Raw genomic sequence first — 21061 nt, 5'->3', positions numbered from 1 at the left:
TTTCTCAGTACAGATTCCATGGTGCGTTCCTCATGAACCTGTCGCGCGCTGCCCGTGTGCGGCGTCCAGCAACATCTCCTGATACAGATGGAGCGGGAAACGCAGCGTGCCCCGGAAGTTGATATGTCCGAAGTGCGCTGGCCCCATTCTCCGTAGCCAGTCATCATCGATCCTCTGCCCCTTCTGGCGCCAGGCATCCACTGTCACCTGCATGCGCTGCGTGTTCCACGCAATCACCAGATTGGTGAGCAGGGTCAGTGAGCCCGAGATCGCGATCATCTCGTCACGCCGACGGCCCCGTTCTGGCGCGACCTTGCCGGTGTAGACCGCACGCTGGAGCTGATGGACTGACTCTCCGCGATTGAGCAGGGTATGCAACTCCCGCCGGAATTCTGGATTGCCAAAATAGTCGCATAGGAACAGCGTCCGCAGCAGCTTGCCGAGCTGATCGGCGGCACGATAGACGGCATCACCCTGTGCGGCACTGCCGAAGCGCTGAAGGGCAACCACGGCGCTGACGCGTCCGGACTTGATAGATGCCACCAGCCGCAGCAAGCCGTCCCAGCCATCACGAATAGCCTTGAGAGAGATTTCATGGGCGACGACCGGTGTCAGCTTGTCCGGGGCGGCCAATCGCCGCGGCAAGTAGAGCTTGCGCTCGGCCAGATTGCGCAGACGCGGGCACAGATCGAATCCAAGCAGCTTCGCAACCGCCATGCCGACGCTCGTATATCCATGCGTGTCGACGGAAAGTCGAAGCAAGCCACCGTCGTCGCGCGTGTCATTGTGGCGCACGACGCCTTCGATCGCGACGCCAGCTTGTCGCTCGTTGAGCACGATCGGCTGGTTGTACACAATTCCGTGCTGGTCCAGCACGTGCGTATAGATTCCGACCGCGTGGGTGCGCCGCCGGGGATCGGCGCGGGCATAGAAAAGGTGGGGTGAGGTGTCGAGGCTCATGGAGTCGCTCGAGGCTCGTTGTCCGTCTCCCCATAGTTCGGTGATCGTGTGAGTCCGCTGGAACTCAATTACCCGATCATTGGCACGTGCCAGTCGGCCTGGCATCTCCAACGCGCGCATCAGTGTTGAAATGTGCGCCGCGTCCAGCTGGGGAATCATCGCTGCGACAGCCTTGGCATCGATCTCAGTGCCGTGTGCGATCAGCGCGCCGTACAACGCCACGAGTTCGTTCGCGTCACGCGCTCTTCGGGCCAGGAGGACTGCGCTGAAGCCGGTGCGGGCGTCCATCTCCATGATCAGATCCGCGAACTGGGCTGTACCGATGGCCTTGAAGAGCATGTCGCGTGTCTTGCGAGGCAGACCATCCGTGGGCAGCGCCTCCAATGCCGACAGGTGCAGCGTACCGTCTGAGCCGATCGTGACCCGGCCGGCCTCGCGCGCCTCATCCAAGGCCGCAAGATTCACCTTGAGGTGCTCCGACAGGCGGTCGATAAACGCATTGGCCGTCGATGGCAATGCCAGCGACGACAGATGTCGGTCGCGTTCGTTTTCCCATTGCGTCGATGGAATCAGCAGTTGATCCCGTTCCCGGAAAGATAGACTGTGATGAATCCACACGGAGCCACGTCGCAGGCCTTTGCGCAGGCCGGTGATTGCCGAGGCTTCCAACGCATGCAGTGCACGTTTGCGATCGTCATTCTCGATAAGGTCATGCCAACTGCCGCTGGCTGGCACCTCACTGCCGCGGGGTAGCTCACTCGCACCGCTATCGTGCAATTTGGTAACGAGCGCCAATTGGCGCAGGCTGGGTTCCGCTTCCCGGCCGGCAAAATCCAGTTCCCGCAGCGATGTGAGTAGAGCTCGGATCCGCTGATTGTCCTCAGTCAGTGTCTCGCGCACACTGGCTGCATGGCTCATGGCGGGCTTGCTAGGTAAATCCCCCAGCAGCTTGCCGATCTCCGCGAGCCGCTCCTCGGCCGAACGTTCGGCCTCGCCGACGAGCATCTTGATCGCTAGCAGGCGCTGGCGGTAATCCGCGGCAGAGCGGGCCTGCTTGGTCGTGGTCTTTTCGTAGGCCTGTCGGACCAGATCGGAGACCCGTCGCCCTGTCTGATAAAGCAGGGAGTCTGTCAATTCCAGTAAGGTCACTCGAAGGAAGAAAACCAGTTCCAGCGTGCGCGTCGACGCCTTCAGTTCTCTGATCTTAACGGGGCGGCGCGCCTCGATGCGCTTGGCCCAGGCCCGCTGCTTCTCCATAGGCACCGCGTCCAGTTGCCAGGTATGCGCTCCGAGTTCCTTCAGGAATCGTATTTTCTCGAGCGTTTCGGCAATGGTTGTCGGGCTGTGACGTGCTGGCGGGGTCTTCAGCCACTCAAGAACGGTCACTCCCGACGTTTCGTGACGGGTCGACAGAACCGCGTCCGCACGCGCAAGTTGAGATTCCGGGATGGTAGCCTCGATCATGGCTACCACAGCTCGCTCGATTTCCGCCCAGATCGAGCGGCCGAGATCGCGCAACGCTCGCTCGGCCGGGATCAGGATCCGCCGCTCGTATAGCCAGGAGCGCGCGTGCTGTAGCAGGTCCTCGGGCGTCAGAGATTCTTTTGCATCCTGGCGCATCCACGCCCCAAGCCCTGCCCAATGGTCTGGCCCAATCCGTGTCAGCCCGAGATAGTCGCAGGCCCAGACTTGGTGGTCATAGAGCGTCTTGTAGCGGTGATACATGGTCCGCAGCGACGCGATGGTTGGCGTCGGCACGCCAAGGCGCTCACCGATGTAACGCAGCAACTGACGCGGCAGGGTGCCGACATGGTCCAGCGTATGGCCGCTCGCCCGAAGAAAGACCAGCTGGATTGCCGCGCCGGCGCGCCAGTCTCGTCGAAACCGCTCATTCACTTCCGCCATGTCGCTGTCGGTGAGCGCAAAGTACCGCTCCACGTCGAACTCCGACATTTTGGCGGGCAAGCGGTCGATTCCCACATAGCGAAATTCCATGCCTGGCATTTCCCTACCTCCTTGCGGCGGCGCGGTGCGTGGGCAGCTATGTTACCGCGAGATCTCTCAGAGTCTGCCGACGGTCGCGGGAGTCGACCGACAAGCCCTGCCAGTAACGGCTTTCAGGGAAAGCGCCAGATTTAGCACGAAAAGTACGATTACCCCGTCCGGCAGCGTTGCTGCGAGAGCGTGCAGCGTGGTCGAGCGGTGGCTGTACAGCACCCCTTTCGGATTGCCGGTGGTACCGCTGGTGTAGCACATGCTGGAGGCAGAATTCTCGTCGAACTCGGGCCAGTCGTAGGTGTCAGCTTGCCCCGCGATCCAGGCTTCGTAGCTCACGAGGTTCGGAATGCCGGTGTCCTGCGGCAGCTTGTCTGCGTCGGCCAGCGCCACCCACTTTTTCACCGTGGGGCACTTGGTATGCACGGCCTGCACCAGCGGCAGGAAGTTGGTGTCGAAGGCCAGCACCTGGTCCTCGGCGTGGTTGATGATCCAGGCGATCTGGTCGGGGTGCAGGCGCGGGTTGATGGTGTGCAGAACGCGGCCCGAGCCCGAGACGCCGTAGTAGAGCTCCAGGTGGCGGTAGCCATTCCAGGCCAGCGTGGCCACCCGCTCGGAGAACGCCAGCTTATCGGCGTCGAGCGCGTTGGCCACGCAGCGCGCGCGCCGTGCGACGTCGGCCCAGGTGCAGCGGTGGATGTCGCCCTCGACGCGGCGAGAGACGATTTCGGCTTCACCATGGTGGCGCTCGGCAAAGTCGATCAGGTTGGAAATCAAAAGCGGACGATCTTGCATCAAACCGAGCATGAAACACGCTCCTTGTGTGAAAAGAATGTCAATAAGCACCAGCACTCATCACCGCATCCCGCCAAGGATGTGGTGCGGCGCCAGAAAAACGTCTTGTCGCCTGCGTCCTCAGCTCGAGGGATTGCTGCTGCGTTCGATGTTCTGCGTCAGAAGTTCGACGAGGCGCTCCGGCATCGTGATGTGCGGGTTGTGCGTTGCATTCAGCTCGTGAAACGTCCAGCCGGAATGGCCGCGGGCGCGTGCGGCAGAACTGCCGAAGCTGTCGTACAGACCGATCCGTGTGCAGTAGACATACGTGGCCGGGAGACGGCTCGCATGATCCCTCGCCGGAAGTGCGGACGTGAATGTGTGCAAGGGCTGAGGCCCTCGTCGCGTCGCTGCGAGGTCGAGATCACGCGTGGGCGTGTCCTCGGGCATGGGCGTGGGTGGAATCAACCACCCGAATCCCTTCTGCTGCGCGGCTTCCAGCACGCCCTGACTCTGTACCCGAGGCAAGAGGTCGAGCGCACACTCACCGGGCTCCGGAAGCAGCGCGTCGACGTAAATCAGCCGCCGGATCCGATTGGCCACCCGCGCAGCAACGCCAGTCGCAACCATCCCGCCATAGCTGTGTCCAACGAGCACGACATCGGATAGATCTTCGTGTTCGATGACCTGAACGATGTCTTCGATGTGCGTGTTAAGGTCAATGCCAGGATTCAGCAAGTGCGCTCTCTCCCCCAAGCCGGTACAGGTCGGCATGACGAAGCGGATGCCCTTGCCGAGGAAAAGCGAATGCATCCGCCACCACGCCCACCCGCCGGACCAAGCACCATGCACTCCCACGAAGACAGGCATGGCCGGCCTCAGCATCGGTAGGCGAGGAAACCGCCATCCAGAAGGACTTCGGCACCGGTGACGTAGGCGGCCGCATCCGATGCGAGAAACAGAATGGCATTGGCAGCATCCTCTCTGCCTCCAGTGCCACCGAGCGGCACGGTCTCGAAGAACTTCTCTCGCATGGCCGGATCCGCGGAGACCACGGACGTTCTCATTGGGGGCAGCAGCCCCGGCACAATCGCATTGACGCGCACCCCCGATCTTGCGTACTCACCGGCTGCGCACCGGGTCATTCCCAGCACGCCCGCCTTGACCCCGGCATAGCCCATGTGAAGGCCCGGCAATCCGCAGTAGGCCGCAATCGACGACACCGTCACGATTGATCCGCCACCGGCCCGAACAATCGCTTTCGCCCCGTGCCGAATCGCCAGGAAGGTCCCACGAATGTGCACCGACGTCAGCCGGTCCATGTATTCAACATTTTCATGGTCCGGCACCATTCCGCTGATGCCGGCATTGCTGACAACGACATGCACGGCCCCGAAGTCCTTTTCCGCGGACGCTATCGCGTGCCTCCAGTCCGTCTCGCTCGACACATCGAGCTTGACAAAAGACGCGTCCCCGCCCGTTTCATTGATGGCCTGCGTCACTGCGACGCCCTCTTCCTCCAATAAGTCCGCGAGCACGACGCGAGCACCCTCGGTGGCGAACATCCTCGCCGTCACTTCACCAATGCCACTGGCAGCGCCAGTCACAAAAACAGTCTTGTCCTTGAACCGCATGCTTGTCTCCAATGTTGATGCCACCCCGTCAGGGCAGCTATTTGTGCATGTCTGATATTGTACATATATATTAGCTGCATGCAAAACTATACCCGCGATGAGCCTCTTCTTATTGGCGAATGGAAACGATTTTGCCGTCGGACATGTCCACGGCAGTGCCACGGGCGAATGCCATTCAGCTAACATATCAACCCTACACAGCTTCAACACTCAACCTGGGCGAGCATCGATGCCTCGCCATCGCGAACAATCAGAGGGCTATGCGACGGACATCCAACAAGGCAGCCAGCACGCGCGGACTTACGACCGACGCCGGACCTGGCGAACTCAGCAGGCAGCGGACCACCAAGATGGCAAAGCGCATGCCAGCGCCATCGCTCGCCGAGCAAGCCTACAAAGCCATCGAGGAACTGATCATCACGCTCCAATTACCGCCCGGCATGGCTTTGTCCGAAAGCAGCCTGTCTGAATCCCTGGAGATCGGCCGAACCCCCATTCGCGAGGCATTGCAACGTCTCGCCATGGAGGGACTGGTATCCATCGTTCCCAAGCGCGGGGTGTTCGTTTCCGAAACAAACATCCTGACCCAACTGCGCTTGCTGGAACTGCGGCGTGAAGTTCAGCGTTTGCTGGCTCGGCTTGCTGCCGAGAGAGCCACCGTGGAGGAGAGGGCCAAGTTCGCCAACATTGAAGCTGGATTGACCCAAGCCGCCGCAGAGCATGATGAGAAGCTGTTTTCCCAGCTTGACCGTGAACTGGACGAGCGGATGTGGGACGCAGCGCGAAACGAATTCATTGTCAAGACGATGTCATTGATGCGTGGCCTGTCCCGGCGTTTCTGGTTTGAACACTATCGCCGCACGGGCGACCTTCCATTGGCCGCCAAGCTTCATGCAAAGATCGCGAAAGCCATAAGCCAGGGCAAGCCGGCGGATGCTGCGACCGCGTCGGATCGCCTGATCGACTACATCGAGAGCTTTTCTCGCGAGACGATCGAAAAGTGACGGCGGCACGCGCGCGTACGGAAGCGCTCGGCTCCGTGCTCTGCGCGCACGGAGCCAGGACCGCCGGCACAACATAACTTTGCCCGGAACATCGCGGTTTCCTACTGCGTTCCGCCCTCGCTTTCGGGAGCATCCCGGCTGACATCCGGGAAAATCCAGATCGACAGGACCATGAACACCGCAAGGAAGAAGGCAACATAAGCCGGCCGGGACAGGTCGTGCGAGAGTTCGTACCGGCCGGTCAGCGCGAACACGCCGAAAATCAGAATCGAGAGAATGAATTTGAACTTGAACGGCATCGTGGACTCCTGGGGTGACGATTCGGTTTCAATGGGCGTCCGTGCGCGACTCGGGAATCTTGACGTTGCCCGGCTTGGGCGTGCGCGACGTCCGGCGCAGATTCTTCTTCAGGTACTTTCTGCTGTACCCATTGAACAGATGACCGAAGAAGCCGCGATCCAGGTCGGAGGTTCCGAGCAGCCAATCGAAAATGGGCGTACCGATTCCCATATTGACTTCCATCATCAATGCTTGGTCATGGTGCGCCTGGTGATGCCTTCGCGCGGTATTGATGATGGGAAGATTGCGGATCAGCCAGTTGTCATCGACGTGGCAGCAGAAGTGAACGACCTCGTAGAACATATAGCTGCCCGTCAGGGCAGTCATCAGAAGCCATCCAAAGTTGGGAGAAATGATGAGGCCGGCGGTCAGTGAGGGCGCGAGCGACAGCAGCGTCAACACGATCATGGTGAACGGGGGAAAGAATGTCACGCGCCAGTCGCGGTGATCCGCAAATCGCATCTCCTGCTCCGTGAAGAACTGGTGATGCATGAGGGTGTGCCGGATATACAGTGCCCTCAGCATTGGATTCTTGCGCGGCCTGTGCATTGTTTGTGTGTGCAGAAGATATTCAGCGAGCTGATAGGAAAGGAATCCCAATGGCAGAGCCAGCCAATCCCGCCATTGCACACTCACGAGATTGGACGTGTAGATGTAGATGGCCGCGATACCACTCATCGCGATGATCATCAGATGCAGCCATCCGTGGTACCACCCTGCTACGCGATACCTGTATTCCTTGCGATAGCGACGTTGTCTGTCGCTCATGCAGCTGTGTTGAAGTTCCATGATTACCTTCGTGGAAATCGGGTTGAAAAGCTGAAATTCAGGGGCAAGTTGATCGCGAATCGCCAGTGCCGACTCAACTACAGGCGATGCGCAGAAACTCCTCGATGCTTTCCGAAGTCAGATGCCATTCGTTCGAAAGGTTTGCCACCATGGCTCGCATGAAGGCGTCCGAGGATGAGTGGGCCAACCCGGCGTTGCCCGTATGGTCGAAAAGCAGCGCGAAGGCCAGCTGCCTGGGTTCCTGCCCTTCGTAGCCCCATTCGAATCCCATGTCCGTATAGCGTTGAATATCTGCCTTGTCGGGCAGCGGCCTGCCATCAACATGAACCTTGACGCCATCGATGGTTCGATCACCTGTGTAGGTTTTCATAGCTACTCCTTGTTGTGATGTGCACTACAGTTCCACCGCTCCGGCGATCACGCTCATCACATCCGGGCTCGCAAGCGCATTCTCGAGTGAGCCTGAATAGATGATTTCCCCTCGTTCAATGACGAGGAGTTTGTCAATGTATTCAGGCACGTGATGCAAGTTAGATTCCGCCATCACGATGGCCTTTCCGGATTGGCGGATCGCCGCGATCCCTTCTGCTACCTGCGGAATGATGGCTGGCGACAGCCCTTCGAATGGCTCGTCGAGCAGCAACAACTCCGCATCGAGAGCGAGCGCGCGTGCAATCGACACCATTTTTCGCTCACCACCAGAGAGTTCGGCGCCGCCGCGTTTTCGATATCGCTCGAGCTTGGGGAAGATCCGGTAGGCCTCTGCGATGCGCTCGGCGGCGGGACGCCCGCGCATGCGGGTCCAGGTCGGGAGTTCGATGTTTTCCTCAACCGTCAGGTCGGCATAGACCTCGGATTCCTCGGGCGAGAAGCCGATGCCCTGCTGCGCGATTTGCCAAGTGGCCAGCTCCGCCAGATCTTGATCATGCCACCGCAGGTGGCCGGAGACCGGGCGGAGGTAGCCCATCAGCGTCCGGAACGTGGTGGTCTTGCCGGCGCCGTTGCGCCCCAGAAGGCACACCAGTTCACCAGGCTTCACATCAAGATTGACACCCCGCAGAATCCGGCTGCCCTGGATGTCTACGCACAGATCAACGACGTTCAGCATAGCAGCGTCTCCCCGGCGGATTGAGCCTGCTTGCTGTGCGCCGGTCCGATGACGGCCTCCAGCATGAGCGGGTCTTTGAAGAAGGCATCTGGCGTCATGTCTCCGATCACTCGCCCTTCCTGAAGCGCCACGATGCGGTGGGAGTACCTTGCGACAAGGGTCATATCATGTTCGACTTGGATGATCGTACCGACCCCTTGCAGGCGCGCCGCCTTGACGAGCAATTCCATGATGTCGTATTTGTCGGCGCTAGCCACGCCGGAGGTTGGTTCGTCCATCAGGATGGCCCTGGGACGCAACGCGAAGGCGCTTGCGATATCGAGCAGCTTCTTCTCTCCCTGGGAAAGTTCGCCGGTCTTTGTCGTCAACTTCTGGGACAACCCGAAAGTGGCCGCGACCCGCTGGACTTCGTCATCTATTTGACGGCTCTTGAAGAGCGTGGCGAACGGATTGCGCGCCTTGCCCAGCCTGGATGAAACTGCCACGGCGATCGATTCCCAGACGGAAAGGCTGGGAAAGACATTCACGAGCTGGAATGAGCGGGCCATGCCCAAGGCTGCCAGCCTGACAGGGCCAATTCCGGCGATGCTCCGGCCGCTGAAATGCACGGATCCGCTCGTGGGCTTGGACAGTCCAGTCAGCACATTGACTAGCGTCGTCTTGCCTGCGCCGTTGGGACCGACAATCGAGACGAACTCAGTATCGCCTACGTTCAACGAGACGTCCCTTAACGCCTGGTACGAGCCGTAGGCCTTGGAAACATTTTGAGCACTAAGTATCATATTCATGGCTGTGTTCCTGGGTTCTTGCGTCCGCCGTACTTCGAGAGGGTTCCGAGCAACCCATCCGGAAGTGCGAGAACGAGAACCGTCAGCGTGGCGCCCAGCAGGAATCGCCAATACTGGGTTTCGGAGGCCGCGATGTCCTGGAGCAGGACGAAGATGAGCGCGCCGACGCCCGGGCCTGAGAATGTGCCGGCCCCACCAAGGACCAGCATGAAGATGAGATTGCCCGATTGGGTCCAGTACGCCAGCTCCGGGTCGGCAAGGCCGGTCGAGACTCCGAGCATAGCCCCACCAATGGAACCCAGCATGCCTGACAGGACAAAGGCGCCGAGTCGCAGGCGATACACATGCACCCCGAGATATCGCGCCTTGTTCTCGTTGTCCCGGATTGCTTGCAGATGCAGCCCGACGGGAGACTTGATCATGCGATAGGTCACCAGGACGAACACCACATACACGACCAGACAGTAGTAGTAGAACGGCCCGCTGAGAAACTGTGTGGCGCTCATGTCCCATGTCTGCCCGAGCAGCGTCGGCCGCAGCACGCGCATGCCTTGGTCGCCGCCGGTGAGGTCATAGAACTTGAACAGGAAGGAGTGCAGGAGCATCCCGATGGCCAATGTCAGTACGCCAAAAAAGATGTGCGTAAACCTCACGCACAGGGAGCCAACGATAAGCGCGATGGATGCGCCCACTCCCGAGGCAACCAGGAGAATCCACTCGAACGACAAGATTCCGTGTTGAGTCGCCACGGCCGCGCAGTAGGCACCGATCGCGAGGAACATGGCGTGTCCGAAGGACAGCATCCCTGTGTATCCGAACAGAATGTTCATTCCCAGTACTGCAATGCCGTAGGCAATCACCGGCATGAGCGTGACGGTGGCATAGGCACTCAGCAAGACCGGCGACACAGCCAAGCCCACCAGGAGAATCACCAATGGACCAACACCGCCAAGCAAGAGTGGTTGTGCCGCCGGCGTCGAGGCCGGAAGCGTCTCGGGCAACGCGCTCATACGGCCTCCTTTCCGAACAGGCCCTTGGGGCGGAACAGCAGAACGGCCACGACAACGAGATAGATGGAGAGAATCTCGACTTCAGAGGCGAACGTCACAGCGACCGTCCGCATCAGGCCGACGATGACCGCGCCTGCTACGGCTCCGGCCATGCTCCCCAGGCCGCCAATCACCACGACGGCAAAGGCGTCAACGACGAGTTCGGCCGCCATCGTCAGTGAGGCCGCCGAAGTCGGGACGATTAGCGCGCCGCCGACCGTTCCCAGGATGCAGCCTACGGTGAACACAAGTGTGAAGACTCGCGAGGCGTTCACTCCCAATGCTTCTGTCATGTCCCTGTTCTCGGCGGTAGCGCGCACGATCCGGCCGACCCGACTGCGCTTGAGTGTCAGGCCCAGTATCAGCGCAATGGCAATGCTGGCCAGAATCACGAGCAGGTTGTAGATGGGAATGCTGACGGCTTGAGCCTCAAGCGTTCCATACGCACCGTACAATGCCGTATCCATCGAGCGCGGCGCTGCTCCCCAGAAGAACCGGAACACATCCTGGAACATCAGCACTAGGCCGAACGTCAGCAGCAACTGATAGCTGGGATCGCGCCGATAGACCGGGCGCAGCAGCAGTTCCAAGGGTGCGCCGACCAACCCGATCGCCAAGCCGGCAAGGACCAACACAGGAATCAGCAGCAGCGCTGGCAGTTGCCATTGCTGCACGATGCTAACAACAGTGATCGCGAAGAAGGCGCCAAGGGCATAGAAAGAGCCGCAAGCAAGATTGACGATCTTCTGAACACCAAATATCAACTGCAACCCGCAGGCCACGAGAAACAGTACGGCCGCCTGGAACAGGCCTGCCAGAATGAGATTCAAATATTGCACAACGGCTTTGCTCCGGGATGGAGGGGCGGACCGATAGGGATGCCCCTGTAGAAGGTGCCGCGCCAAGACCACGATGTTCTGGTGATCCGCGACGCCGTGCGCCGCGAGAAACCCGCAGCGGCGCTGCTCGGGTGGCGGAAGATCAGATGCGGAAATCAGCGCTCTTGATCCACTGCCAGTAGTCCGCGCCTGCGGGCTTTTGCAGTCTGTCGGAGAACACCACCGTGATATCCGACAGCAGCGGGTACGGATAGTCACTCTGGTGTTTGGCCAAGCCCTGGTAGAACATCTGCTCGGCGATCTTGTCAGCCCGGTATCGTCCACGTCCGCCAAAACTTTCGACTTCGGCGCCCACAATCGATTCCGCGATCTCATCCGTCTTTGGCCACCGGCCAGTGGCTTTGGCGGCCTTCTCGACGCCAGCCTTGTAGGCCATCAGGTTGAAGTACGCACGGTCCGCCGATGAGGTCGGCACAGCCTTGTAGCGCGCCTGGTACTCCGAAACAAAGGTCTTCTGCAGCTCGGATGCCCCCGGCAAGGCAAAGAAGAAGGTGTTGTGCCCCAGCACGGTACCTTCCGGGACGAAACTGCTTCTCAGGTCATTGATCTGCCCTCCTGCCACGGTCGAGGCAATGATGGATCGCAATCCGGAGGCGGACGCCTGGCGCAGGAAGATCGGCAAGTCCGAGAGAAAGAGCGAGGTGAAGATCAGATCGGGCTTGGACGCATTCAGCGCAGCCACGTTGGTCGTGAGGTCCGTGGCGCCGACCTTGACCCACTGCTCAGATACGACCTTGGCCTTGATCCCGAACCTTTCGAGCAGCGCCTTGAACGTATCCCAGCAGTTGCGGCCATAGGAATAGTCCGGGTTGATGCCCGCCACGGTGACAAACTTGCCCTTGTAGTGCTTTATGACCATGAGTGCGGCCATCACCGCTTCGCACTCGTTGTCGGTGGAACGAAACACGAAGCGCGATTTCGGCATCGACTCCTGAACACCGTTCTGGGTCGTGCCATCCCAGCACTGCAGGAGAACGCGCTCATCCTCGGCAACGGGCGCGACGGCCAGGGTGACACCCGTGGAGATGAGGCCATGCACGGCATCGACTTTTTCCTGGAGCACGAGGTGCCGGAAGCGCTCGATGGTGTCCTTTGGTGTCGTCTCTTCCTGGACGACGAGCTCCACTCTTCTGCCCGCGATGCCGCCGGACCGATTGATGCGATCCGCCCCCCATCTGACGGCCCGGATGCTGTCCTCACCCAGAAACGCCCCGACTCCTGATCGTGGTGCGAGCAATCCAAGGCGCAGTGGCCGGTCTTGCGCGATGGCCGGAGCCCCAAGGGCCAATGCTGCACCGCCCAGTGCCCCGCGCAAAAAGATCCGTCGATTGATCATGAGGTCTCCTGTGCCTTTTGGCATATTCTTCGAGTTGATATATGTTGCTAATATGTTAGTAGCATATCACCTTTAAGAAGATGCCCGGGACTGGTGTTTTCCCTTGCTTTGTCGCCGCCCGTCTCGACGATCGTAGAACAAAGGAAGAGTGTCACCGTTACCGAAGGAATGTCGTCAATTCGCGCGGCAACGGCGCGGCAACCGGACGTACCATCAAAAGAATCAAGGACTTACGCCCAACGAACTAATATTGTCACCGGCTGAGATACTATGAAGGGCCGCGGAGGAAGCCCCTGGAGTAAAACGAAGATTCGCAGTCTCGTTTCTCCAAGGAGCACGCAAATGAACACGCCTCGCACAGCCCTTCAGGGGCAGAATACGACGATCACCGGCTGGCTGTACATGGCCTTCGAACTGGGCGAGAAGGGCTGGAAGCTGTCGCTGGGCGACGGCGTGCATGGACCGAGCCGGCATACGCTGGTGGCTGGCGACCTGCATGCAGTCCTGGAAGTGATCGCCAAGGCCAAGGCACGCTGCGGCCTCGCGTCGCAAGCCCCGGTGCGCAGTTGCTACGAAGCCGGGCGCGATGGCTTCTGGCTGCACCGCTGGTTGACCGAACAAGGCATCCTTAACCTGGTCGTGGATTCGTCCAGCATCGAAGTCAATCGCCGTGCGCGACGCGCCAAGACTGACCGGCTCGACGGCGACAAGCTGCTCTCGATGTTGATGCGTTACCACGCCGGCGAGCGGCGCGTGTGGACAGTCGCGCGGGTGCCCACACCAGAGCAGGAAGATGAGCGGCGTTTGCACCGCGAGCTCGGTCGACTCAAGCAGGAAGGGGTCGCCTCAGAAAACGGAAAATAAAGCACGCTAAGCCGGTTGCAGCGGTCGTAGCGGCCTGAACTTGCCCGCGCCGATCTTGGCGCTGCTGCGCCAGAGGTAATCGCCGGTGAGGTTGATGTGCTCCCAACCGAGCGGCGACAGGTACTGCAACAGCGCGTCATCAACGGCATGGCCGTTGCCACGCAGCGCGTGCGCAGCCCGTTCCAGATAGACCGTGTTCCACAACACGACGGCAGCCGTTACCAGATTGAGGCCGCTAGCCCGGTAGCGCTGCTGCTCGAAACTGCGGTCGCGGATTTCACCCAGGCGGTTGAAAAACACTGCCCTGGCCAGCGCATTGCGCGCCTCGCCCTTGTTCAGGCCGGCATGCACGCGGCGGCGCAGTTCCACGCTTTGCAGCCAGTCCAGGATGAACAGCGTGCGCTCGATGCGGCCCAGCTCGCGGAGCGCCACGGCCAGGCCGTTCTGGCGTGGGTAGCTGCCGAGCTTTCGGAGCATCAGGGAGGCCGTCACCGTGCCCTGCTTGATCGAGGTGGCCAGCCGCAGGATTTCGTCCCAATGGGCGCGGACGTGCTTGATGTTGAGCGTGCCGCCGATCATGGGTTTCAGCGCGTCATAGGCGGCGTCGCCCTTCGGGATGTAGAGCTTGGTGTCGCCCAGGTCGCGGATGCGCGGCGCGAAGCGGAAGCCCAGGAGGTGCATCAGGGCGAAGACGTGATCGGTGAAGCCCGCCGTGTCGGTGTAATGCTCCTCGATCCGCAAGTCGGACTCGTGGTACAGCAGGCCGTCGAGCACGTAGGTCGAATCGCGCACGCCGACGTTCACGACCTTGGTGTGAAATGGCGCGTACTGGTCAGAAATGTGGGTGTAGAACGTCCGCCCTGGGCTGCTCCCGTATTTCGGGTTGATGTGGCCGGTGCTCTCGGCCTTGCTGCCGGTGCGGAAGTTCTGGCCGTCCGACGATGAGGTGGTGCCGTCGCCCCAGTGCTCGGCGAAGGGATGGCGGAACTGTGCGTTGACCAGATCGGCCAGCGCCGCCCCGTAGGTTTCGTCGCGGATGTGCCAGGCTTGCAGCCAAGCCAGCTTGGCGTAGGTCGTGCCGGGGCAAGACTCCGCCATCTTGGTCAGGCCCAGGTTGATCGCGTCGGCGAGGATCGTGGTCAGCAACAGGTTCTTGTCTTTGGCCGGGTCGCCCGATTTCAGATGCGCGAAATGCCGAGTGAAGCCCGTCCATTCGTCCACCTCCAGCAGCAGTTCGGTGATCTTGACGTGCGGCAGGATCATTGCCGTCTGGTCGATCAGCGCTTGGGCGGTGTCGGGTACCGCCGCGTCGAGCGGCGTGATCTTCAAGCCTGACTCGGTGATGATGGCGTCCGGCAGCTCGTTGGCCGTCGCCATACGGTTGACGGTGGCAAGCTGTGTTTCCAGCAGCGTCAGCCGGTCGTTCAGGTACCGGTTGCAGTCGGTGGCCACGGCCAGCGGCAATTCGCTGGCCTGCTTGAGGCTGGCGAATTTCGCGGGCGGCACCAGGTAGTCCTCGAAGTCCTTGAACTGGCGCGACCCCTGCACCCAGATGTCGCCGGAACGCAACGCGTTCTTCATCTCCGACAGCGCGCACAGTTCGTAGTAGCGCCGGTCGATGCCGGTGTCGGTCATGACCAGCTTCTGCCAGCGCGGCTTGATGAACTCGGTCGGCGCGTCGGCGGGCACCTTGCGGGCGTTGTCGCTGTTCATGCCGCGCAGCACCTCGATGGCGTCGAGCACGTCCTTCGCGGCGGGAGCGGCCCGCAGCTTGAGCACGGCAAGGAATTCCGGCGCGTAGCGGCGCAGCGTGGCGTAGCTTTCGCCGATGCGGTGCAGGAAATCGAAGTCCTCGGGCTGCGCAAGCTTCTGCGCTTCGGTGACGCTCTCGGCGAAGGCATCCCAGGACATGACGGCCTCGATGGCGGCGAACGGATCGCGGCCCGCCTGCTTGGCCTCGATCAGCGCCTGGCCGATGCGGCCGAACAGCCGCACCTTGGCGTTGATCGCCTTGCCGGACGCCTGGAATTGCTGCTGATGCTTGTTCTTGGCGGCGTTGAACAGCTTGCCCAGGATGCGGTCGTGCAGGTCGATGATTTCGTCGGTGACGGTGGCCATGCCCTCGATGGCAAGCGCCACCAGGGTGGCATAGCGTCGCTGCGCCTCGAACTTGGCCAGGTCGGCGGGCGTCATCTGGCCACCCTCACGGGCGATCTTGAGCAGGCGGTTCTGGTGCACCGACCGCTCGATGCCAGAAGGCAGGTCGAGCGCCTGCCACGCTTTGAGGCGTTCGATGTGTTCCAGCATGTGCCGCGAATTCGGTTTGACGGGCGATTGGCGCAGCCAGGCCAGCCAGGTCGTTTTGCCGTTGTCCCGACGCTTGAGCAGATCGTCGAGGCGGCGGCGATGCGCGTCCGACAGCGGTTCGGCCAAGGCATCGTAGATGCGCCGGTTGGCGCGGGTGATTGCTTCGGCGCTCGCCCGCTCGACGGCGTTGAGGGCAGGCAGAATGACCGACTGCTGCCGCAGGTGCTCGATCAAGGTGCTGGCCAGCACGATGCCCTTGTCGGTCTGCAAGGCCATCTCGGTCAGCAACTGGACGGCCTGCCGGTAGTGGCCCATGGTAAAGGGCTGGAAGCCGAACACCGTTTGCAGTTCGACCAGGTGCTCGCGCCGGGTCTGCTCCCGCTGCCCGTATTCGTCCCAGCTTTCGACGCTGACCTTGAGCTGGTCGGCGACCAGTTTCAACAAGGGCGGAAACGGCGGCTCATCGACGCCCAGGATGACACCAGGAAAGCGCAGGTAACAGAGCTGCACGGCGAAGCCCAGCCGGTTGGCCGGGCCGCGCCGCTGCCGGATGATGGAGAGGTCGGTTTCGCTGAACGTGTAGTGACGGATCAACTCATCCTTGGTGTCCGGCAACGCCAGCAGGCTTTCGCGCTCGGCGGCGGACAGGATTGAACGACGTGGCATATTTACTGATCCGTTCTCAAGTATTGATACAGGGTTTCGCGACTGATTCCGAATTCACGAGCCAGCTTGGTCTTTTGCTCGCCAGCCTCGACACGTTGGCGCAGTTCGGCAATACGCTCAGACGACAGGGATTTCTTCCTGCCACGGTAGGCCCCGCGCTGCTTGGCGAGCGCGATGCCCTCGCGCTGCCGCTCGCGGATCAAGGCGCGTTCGAACTCGGCGAACGCGCCCATTACCGACAGCATCAGGTTCGCCATCGGCGAGTCCTCGCCGGTGAAGGTCAAATGCTCCTTAAGGAACTCGATGCGTACGCCGCGCTGGGTGAGGCCCTGCACCAGGCGGCGCAGGTCGTCGAGGTTGCGCGCCAGACGATCCATGCTGTGCACCACGACCGTGTCGCCTTCGCGCACGAAGGCGAGCAGCCGTTCCAGTTCGGGCCGCCGTGTGTCCTTGCCCGACGCCTTGTCGGTGAACACTTTATCCACCTGGATCTGTTCGAGCTGCCGTTCTGGGTTCTGGTCGAAGCTGCTGACGCGGACGTAACCGATGCGCTTGCGCTTCGAAGCGTTGATAACACTCCAACCCGCAGAAGTGCTCGACGTATTCCGCGCCTTCCGGGGTGAAGGCGGCATCGAGCGGGATTTCCTTGCAGCACACGCAGCAACTGGTGGTGGTCGAGTCACTTGCATTCATGGTGGCACCCCTCCATTGACTGACGAAGACGGCGAATGCCGCCGCCGGCATTGGCTTCGCGAACAGGAAGCCTTGTCCTGTGTCGCAGTCCGCTTGTCGCAATAGATCAAGACTCGCCGATGTTTCCACGCCTTCAGCCACCACATCCATGCCCAGCCCGTGCGCAAGCTGAATCACGGTGTGCACGATGGTTTGGTCGCGGCGGTCGTTGGCGAGCCCGGCGACAAACGATTGGTCGATCTTGAGCGTGCTGATTGGGCAGCACTTCAGATGTTGCAGACAGGAATACCCCGTCCCGAAGTCATCGGCGGCGAAGCGCACACCGATCTGCCGCAAGGCGTCCAGGGCGGGGAAGATCGCCGGATCACCAAACGCGACCGATTCGGTCAGCTCGATTTCGAGATACTCGGCGGGCAACTCGGCATCAGCCAGCACGCCCTTTACCCACCCGTCGAAGTCCGGTCCCACTTGGCTCGCCGAAACATTGACGGCCAGCCGGAACGGTCGCCATGCCAGCATTCGCCAGTCACGCATCTGGCGGCAGGCTTCGCCCAGCACCCAAGCGCCGATTTCAGGCATCAGGCCGGACGATTCGACCACGGGCAGGAACTGGCCCGGTGGCAATAGTCCAAGCGTCGGATGACGCCAGCGCAACAGGGCTTCCGCGCCGACAATCCCACCACTGCGCAGATCGACGACGGGCTGGTAGTGCAGTTCAAGCTGCCCGCGCTCGACCGCTTGGGCCAGTTCCGGCGTCGTCCATCCATCCGGCCGGAAAGCGCTCATTCTCTTTCCCTGAATGCCCGCAACGCCCGCGACAGGGACAGAAGGAACAGGCCGGTCAAACCGAGCGCCGCGATGACCCAATGCTCGCCGAGGAAAGCACCGGCGGTTGTGCCGGCCAGCACGACAGCGAGGATGGGCAGGTGGCAGGGGCAAGTCAGCACAGCCAGTCCGCCCCACAGGTAGCCGGTGATCGGTTTGTGCGTCTCGGACGGCAAGCGCTCGGGGTTGTTCATGGCAGACTCTCCGCGTGCTGTGCCGGCTCGGTCGGCAGGGTGGCCAACTGCACTTCCAGATCGGCCAACGCTTCGCGCCGACGCTCGACGAACTGACGCAGCAGGGCAAGCTGCGCGGCCGCTTCGTCGCCGTCCGCCGCATCCAGCGCCCGGCACAGCCGCGCCAGCGCGTCGAGGCCGATGCCCGCCTCGAAGGCCGCCCGCACGAAGCACAGCCGTTGCAAGGCGGCGTCATCGAACAAGCCGTAGCCGCCTGGTGTGCACGCCACCGGGCGCAGCAATCCGCGCAGCAGGTAGTCGCGCACGATATGCACGCTCACCCCGGCATCAAGAGCCAGCCGGGACACCGTGTAGGCGTTCATTGAACACCTCCTTTTTCTCACCCGGCGCAGCAGGAAAGCTGCTTCACATCCTTGTTGAAGGTCTGCGCCGCGAGCTTCAACCCCTCGACCATCGTCAGGTAGGGGAACAACTGGTCGGCCAGTTCCTGCACCGTCATGCGGTTGCGAATGGCCAGAGCCGCCGTCTGGATCAGTTCACCCGCTTCCGGCGCGACCGCTTGTACGCCGATCAGCCGATGGCTGCCTTCCTCGATAACCAACTTGATGAAGCCGCGTGTGTCGAAGTTGGCGAGCGCACGCGGCACGTTGTCCAAGGTCAAGGTGCGGCTGTCGGTCTCGATCCCGTCGTGGTGGGCTTCCGCCTCGCTGTAGCCCACGGTCGCCACTTGCGGATCGGTGAACACCACGGCCGGCATTGCGGTCAGGTCGAGCGCCGCATCGCCGCCGGTCATGTTGATCGCGGCACGGGTGCCGGCCGCTGCCGCCACATAGACGAACTGCGGCTGGTCGGTGCAGTCGCCGGCCGCGTAGATGTTCGGGTTGCTCGTGCGCATGCCTTGGTCGATGACGATGGCACCTTGCGCATTGACAGTGACCCCCGCTGCGTCCAGCGCGAGGCTGCGCGTGTTCGGTGTCCGACCGGTGGCAACCAGCAGTTTGTCGGCGCGCAATTCACCGTGCGTGGTGGTCAGCACGAATTCACCGTCCATATGGGCGACCTGGCTGGCTTGCGTGTGCTCCAGCACCTCGATGCCCTCGGCACGGAAAGCGGCTGTCACCGCCTCGCCGATGGCCGGGTCTTCACGGAAGAACAAGGTATTGCGCGCCAGGACCGTGACCTTGCTGCCCAGCCGGGCAAAGGCTTGCGCCAGCTCCAGCGCCACCACCGACGAGCCGATTACGGCAAGGCGTTCGGGAATGGTGTCGCTCGCCAGGGCCTCGGTGGAAGTCCAGTAGGGTGACTCTTTCAAGCCCGGAATCGGCGGGACCGCCGGGCTGGCACCCGTGGCGACCAGGCAGCGGTCGAACATCACGACGCGCTCGCCACCCTCGTTCAAACGGACGGTAAGGCTCTGGTCGTCCTTGAAGCGCGCCTCACCGTGCACAACGGTGATGGCCGGATTACCGCCCAGGATGCCTTCGTACTTGGCGTGCCGCAGTTCGTCGACGCGGGCCTGCTGCTGGGCCAGCAGCTTACTGCGGTCAATCGTAGGCACAGTTGCCGCAATACCGCCATCGAACGGGCTTTCCCGGCGCAGATGGGCGATGTGGGCGGCGCGGATCATGATCTTGGACGGCACACAGCCGACATTGACGCAGGTGCCGCCGATGGTGCCGCGCTCGATCAGCGTGACCTGCGCGCCTTGCTCGACGGCCTTCAGCGCCGCCGCCATCGCGGCTCCACCGCTGCCAATGACCGCTACCTGCACCGGGGGCTCGTTGCCACTGTGCTTTTCGGCGGCGGCCATCCATCCCCGCACCTTGTCGAGCAGTCCGACGCGGTTGTCCGCCAGTGGCGCATCGGCTAGCGTTGCCTTGTAGCCCAGTCCGGCCACGGCGGCAGTCAGCGCGTCCGGCGATGTGCCCGGCACGATGGCGAGTTGCGCTGTGCCCTTCGGATAGGACACCAGCGCCGACTGCACGCCTGGCACTTTTTCCAGCGCTTCCTTGACGTGCGCCGCGCACGAGTCGCAAGTCATGCCGGTGATTTTTAGATGGGTCATGCAACAGATCCTTTATCGTTTGTGGCGCCAGACAATGACGTCCGTTGTGCTGCGGTGCCGTTTTCAGTGACTCACTGCTTGACGCTGGACGGATAGCCCGCGTCTGCGGTTGCCTTGGTCAGCTTCTGCACGCTGGTCTTGGCATCGTCGAAGGTGACGACCGCTTGGCGTGTCTCGAAAGTCACGTCAACTTTGCTGACGCCTTCGACCTTGGAAATCGCCTTCTTGACAGTGATCGGGCAGGCGGAGCAGGTCATGCCCGGTACGGACAGCGTGACGGTCTGGGTGGCGGCCCAGACGGGGGCAACAACGGCGGCGAGGGCGAGGGAGGCAAACAGTTTCTTCATGGTGAACTCCGATCAGTAGAAAAATGGCATGACGTAGGGAAATCCGAGCGCGACCAGAACCAGCGCGGCCACGATCCAGAAAATGAGCTTGTAAGTAGCTCGCACTTGGGGAATCGCGCAGACCTCACCCGGTTTGCAGGCCGCTGCCTGCCGGTAGATGCGCCGCCAGGCGAAGAACAACGCCACCAGCGCCACGCCGATAAAGATGGGGCGATAGGGATCCAACACCGCCAAGTTGCCGATCCAAGCGCCGCTGAACCCCAAGGCGATCAGAACCAACGGCCCGAGGCAGCAAGCCGAGGCGAGGATGGCGGCAAGCCCTCCAGTGAAGAGCGCGCCGCGCCCGGTTTTTGGTTCAGACATGCGCTTGTCCTTTCGAATTGAAATTGGATAGCGTAACCTTACTTCCGTACTCATGTACGGAG

Annotated in this window: 20 protein-coding genes and 2 pseudogenes; 2 read left to right on the top strand and 20 right to left on the bottom strand. The window is 61.6% G+C overall.

What is annotated here, in order from left to right; all coding sequences use genetic code 11:
- Positions 1-30: 30 nt before the first annotated feature.
- The 4 genes and pseudogenes from BKK79_RS37625 to BKK79_RS37610 form a co-directional block, all read right to left on the bottom strand.
- Positions 31-2964, bottom strand: a complete 2934-nt coding sequence (locus BKK79_RS37625; protein WP_024570391.1) for a Tn3 family transposase — start codon at positions 2962-2964, stop codon at positions 31-33.
- 156 nt (positions 2965-3120) lie between these two features.
- A pseudogene (locus tag BKK79_RS37620) lies at positions 3121-3762 on the bottom strand (AMP-binding protein); the annotation flags it as partial.
- A 108-nt stretch (positions 3763-3870) separates the two neighbouring features.
- Positions 3871-4599 carry an alpha/beta fold hydrolase gene (locus tag BKK79_RS37615; protein WP_071040865.1) on the bottom strand — a complete coding sequence of 243 codons (729 nt, stop codon included), beginning with the start codon at positions 4597-4599 and terminating at the stop codon, positions 3871-3873.
- A gap of 8 nt (positions 4600-4607) precedes the next feature.
- A complete protein-coding gene (locus BKK79_RS37610; protein ID WP_071040759.1) occupies positions 4608-5363 on the bottom strand; it encodes an SDR family NAD(P)-dependent oxidoreductase in 756 nt (251 codons plus the stop codon).
- Between the two features lie 350 nt (positions 5364-5713).
- Here BKK79_RS37610 and BKK79_RS37605 point away from each other — a divergent pair, with 350 nt between their 5' ends.
- Complete coding sequence (locus BKK79_RS37605; RefSeq protein ID WP_071040758.1) at positions 5714-6367, top strand: GntR family transcriptional regulator; 654 nt, start codon at positions 5714-5716, stop codon at positions 6365-6367.
- 101 nt (positions 6368-6468) lie between these two features.
- Here BKK79_RS37605 and BKK79_RS37600 read toward each other — a convergent pair whose 3' ends face one another.
- The 8 genes from BKK79_RS37600 to BKK79_RS37565 all read right to left on the bottom strand — a co-directional run bounded on the left by BKK79_RS37600 (position 6469) and on the right by BKK79_RS37565 (position 12675).
- Entirely contained in the window at positions 6469-6666 is a 198-nt protein-coding gene (locus BKK79_RS37600; protein WP_071040757.1) for a hypothetical protein, read from the bottom strand.
- Between the two features lie 28 nt (positions 6667-6694).
- Positions 6695-7495 carry a sterol desaturase family protein gene (locus tag BKK79_RS37595; protein WP_071040756.1) on the bottom strand — a complete coding sequence of 267 codons (801 nt, stop codon included), beginning with the start codon at positions 7493-7495 and terminating at the stop codon, positions 6695-6697.
- Between the two features lie 73 nt (positions 7496-7568).
- On the bottom strand, positions 7569-7865 hold the full coding sequence (locus BKK79_RS37590) for a DUF6166 domain-containing protein (protein WP_071040755.1): 297 nt from the start codon (positions 7863-7865) through the stop codon (positions 7569-7571).
- Positions 7866-7889: 24 nt separating this feature from the next.
- Positions 7890-8603, bottom strand: coding sequence for an ABC transporter ATP-binding protein (locus BKK79_RS37585; protein ID WP_071040754.1), 714 nt, complete (start codon positions 8601-8603; stop codon positions 7890-7892).
- Complete coding sequence (locus BKK79_RS37580) at positions 8597-9391, bottom strand: ABC transporter ATP-binding protein (RefSeq protein ID WP_071040753.1); 795 nt, start codon at positions 9389-9391, stop codon at positions 8597-8599. Before BKK79_RS37580 ends, BKK79_RS37585 begins: the two co-directional genes overlap by 7 nt.
- The gene (locus BKK79_RS37575) at positions 9388-10401 is read right to left on the bottom strand and encodes a branched-chain amino acid ABC transporter permease (protein ID WP_071040752.1); all 1014 of its coding nucleotides are present in this window, start codon (positions 10399-10401) and stop codon (positions 9388-9390) included. Before BKK79_RS37575 ends, BKK79_RS37580 begins: the two co-directional genes overlap by 4 nt.
- Complete coding sequence (locus BKK79_RS37570) at positions 10398-11279, bottom strand: branched-chain amino acid ABC transporter permease (RefSeq protein WP_071040751.1); 882 nt, start codon at positions 11277-11279, stop codon at positions 10398-10400. Before BKK79_RS37570 ends, BKK79_RS37575 begins: the two co-directional genes overlap by 4 nt.
- A gap of 142 nt (positions 11280-11421) precedes the next feature.
- Positions 11422-12675 carry an ABC transporter substrate-binding protein gene (locus BKK79_RS37565; RefSeq protein WP_214608524.1) on the bottom strand — a complete coding sequence of 418 codons (1254 nt, stop codon included), beginning with the start codon at positions 12673-12675 and terminating at the stop codon, positions 11422-11424.
- Between the two features lie 342 nt (positions 12676-13017).
- Between BKK79_RS37565 and BKK79_RS37560 the strand changes: the two are divergent.
- Positions 13018-13530 (top strand): annotated as a pseudogene (locus BKK79_RS37560) (IS110 family transposase); the annotation flags it as partial.
- A 15-nt stretch (positions 13531-13545) separates the two neighbouring features.
- On the opposite strand, the gene BKK79_RS37555 reads toward BKK79_RS37560, so the two are convergent.
- From BKK79_RS37555 to merT, 8 genes are all read right to left on the bottom strand, one after another.
- The gene (locus tag BKK79_RS37555; protein ID WP_001138070.1) at positions 13546-16512 is read right to left on the bottom strand and encodes a Tn3 family transposase; all 2967 of its coding nucleotides are present in this window, start codon (positions 16510-16512) and stop codon (positions 13546-13548) included.
- A gap of 2 nt (positions 16513-16514) precedes the next feature.
- A complete protein-coding gene (locus BKK79_RS37550; protein WP_027982055.1) occupies positions 16515-17084 on the bottom strand; it encodes a recombinase family protein in 570 nt (189 codons plus the stop codon).
- Positions 16990-17991: a DUF3330 domain-containing protein gene (locus BKK79_RS37545; RefSeq protein ID WP_008652068.1), complete on the bottom strand. Its 1002-nt coding sequence runs from the start codon at positions 17989-17991 to the stop codon at positions 16990-16992. Before BKK79_RS37545 ends, BKK79_RS37550 begins: the two co-directional genes overlap by 95 nt.
- Positions 17988-18224: a broad-spectrum mercury transporter MerE gene (gene merE / locus BKK79_RS37540; RefSeq protein WP_003132004.1), complete on the bottom strand. Its 237-nt coding sequence runs from the start codon at positions 18222-18224 to the stop codon at positions 17988-17990. The genes BKK79_RS37545 and merE overlap by 4 nt, the downstream gene beginning before the upstream one ends.
- Positions 18221-18586 (bottom strand): mercury resistance co-regulator MerD, encoded by a 366-nt coding sequence (gene merD, locus BKK79_RS37535; protein ID WP_000995360.1) that lies wholly within the window; start codon positions 18584-18586, stop codon positions 18221-18223. Before merD ends, merE begins: the two co-directional genes overlap by 4 nt.
- A gap of 17 nt (positions 18587-18603) precedes the next feature.
- Entirely contained in the window at positions 18604-20289 is a 1686-nt protein-coding gene (merA, locus tag BKK79_RS37530) for a mercury(II) reductase (RefSeq protein ID WP_003156770.1), read from the bottom strand.
- A 71-nt stretch (positions 20290-20360) separates the two neighbouring features.
- Positions 20361-20636 carry a mercury resistance system periplasmic binding protein MerP gene (merP, locus tag BKK79_RS37525; RefSeq protein WP_003131987.1) on the bottom strand — a complete coding sequence of 92 codons (276 nt, stop codon included), beginning with the start codon at positions 20634-20636 and terminating at the stop codon, positions 20361-20363.
- A 12-nt stretch (positions 20637-20648) separates the two neighbouring features.
- Positions 20649-20999: a mercuric ion transporter MerT gene (gene merT, locus BKK79_RS37520; protein ID WP_006224622.1), complete on the bottom strand. Its 351-nt coding sequence runs from the start codon at positions 20997-20999 to the stop codon at positions 20649-20651.
- Positions 21000-21061 lie beyond the last annotated feature (62 nt).

The organism is Cupriavidus sp. USMAA2-4 (assembly GCF_001854305.1).
GTDB classification, from domain to species: domain Bacteria; phylum Pseudomonadota; class Gammaproteobacteria; order Burkholderiales; family Burkholderiaceae; genus Cupriavidus; species Cupriavidus malaysiensis.
This window is presented reverse-complemented; position numbering and strand designations above follow the sequence as displayed.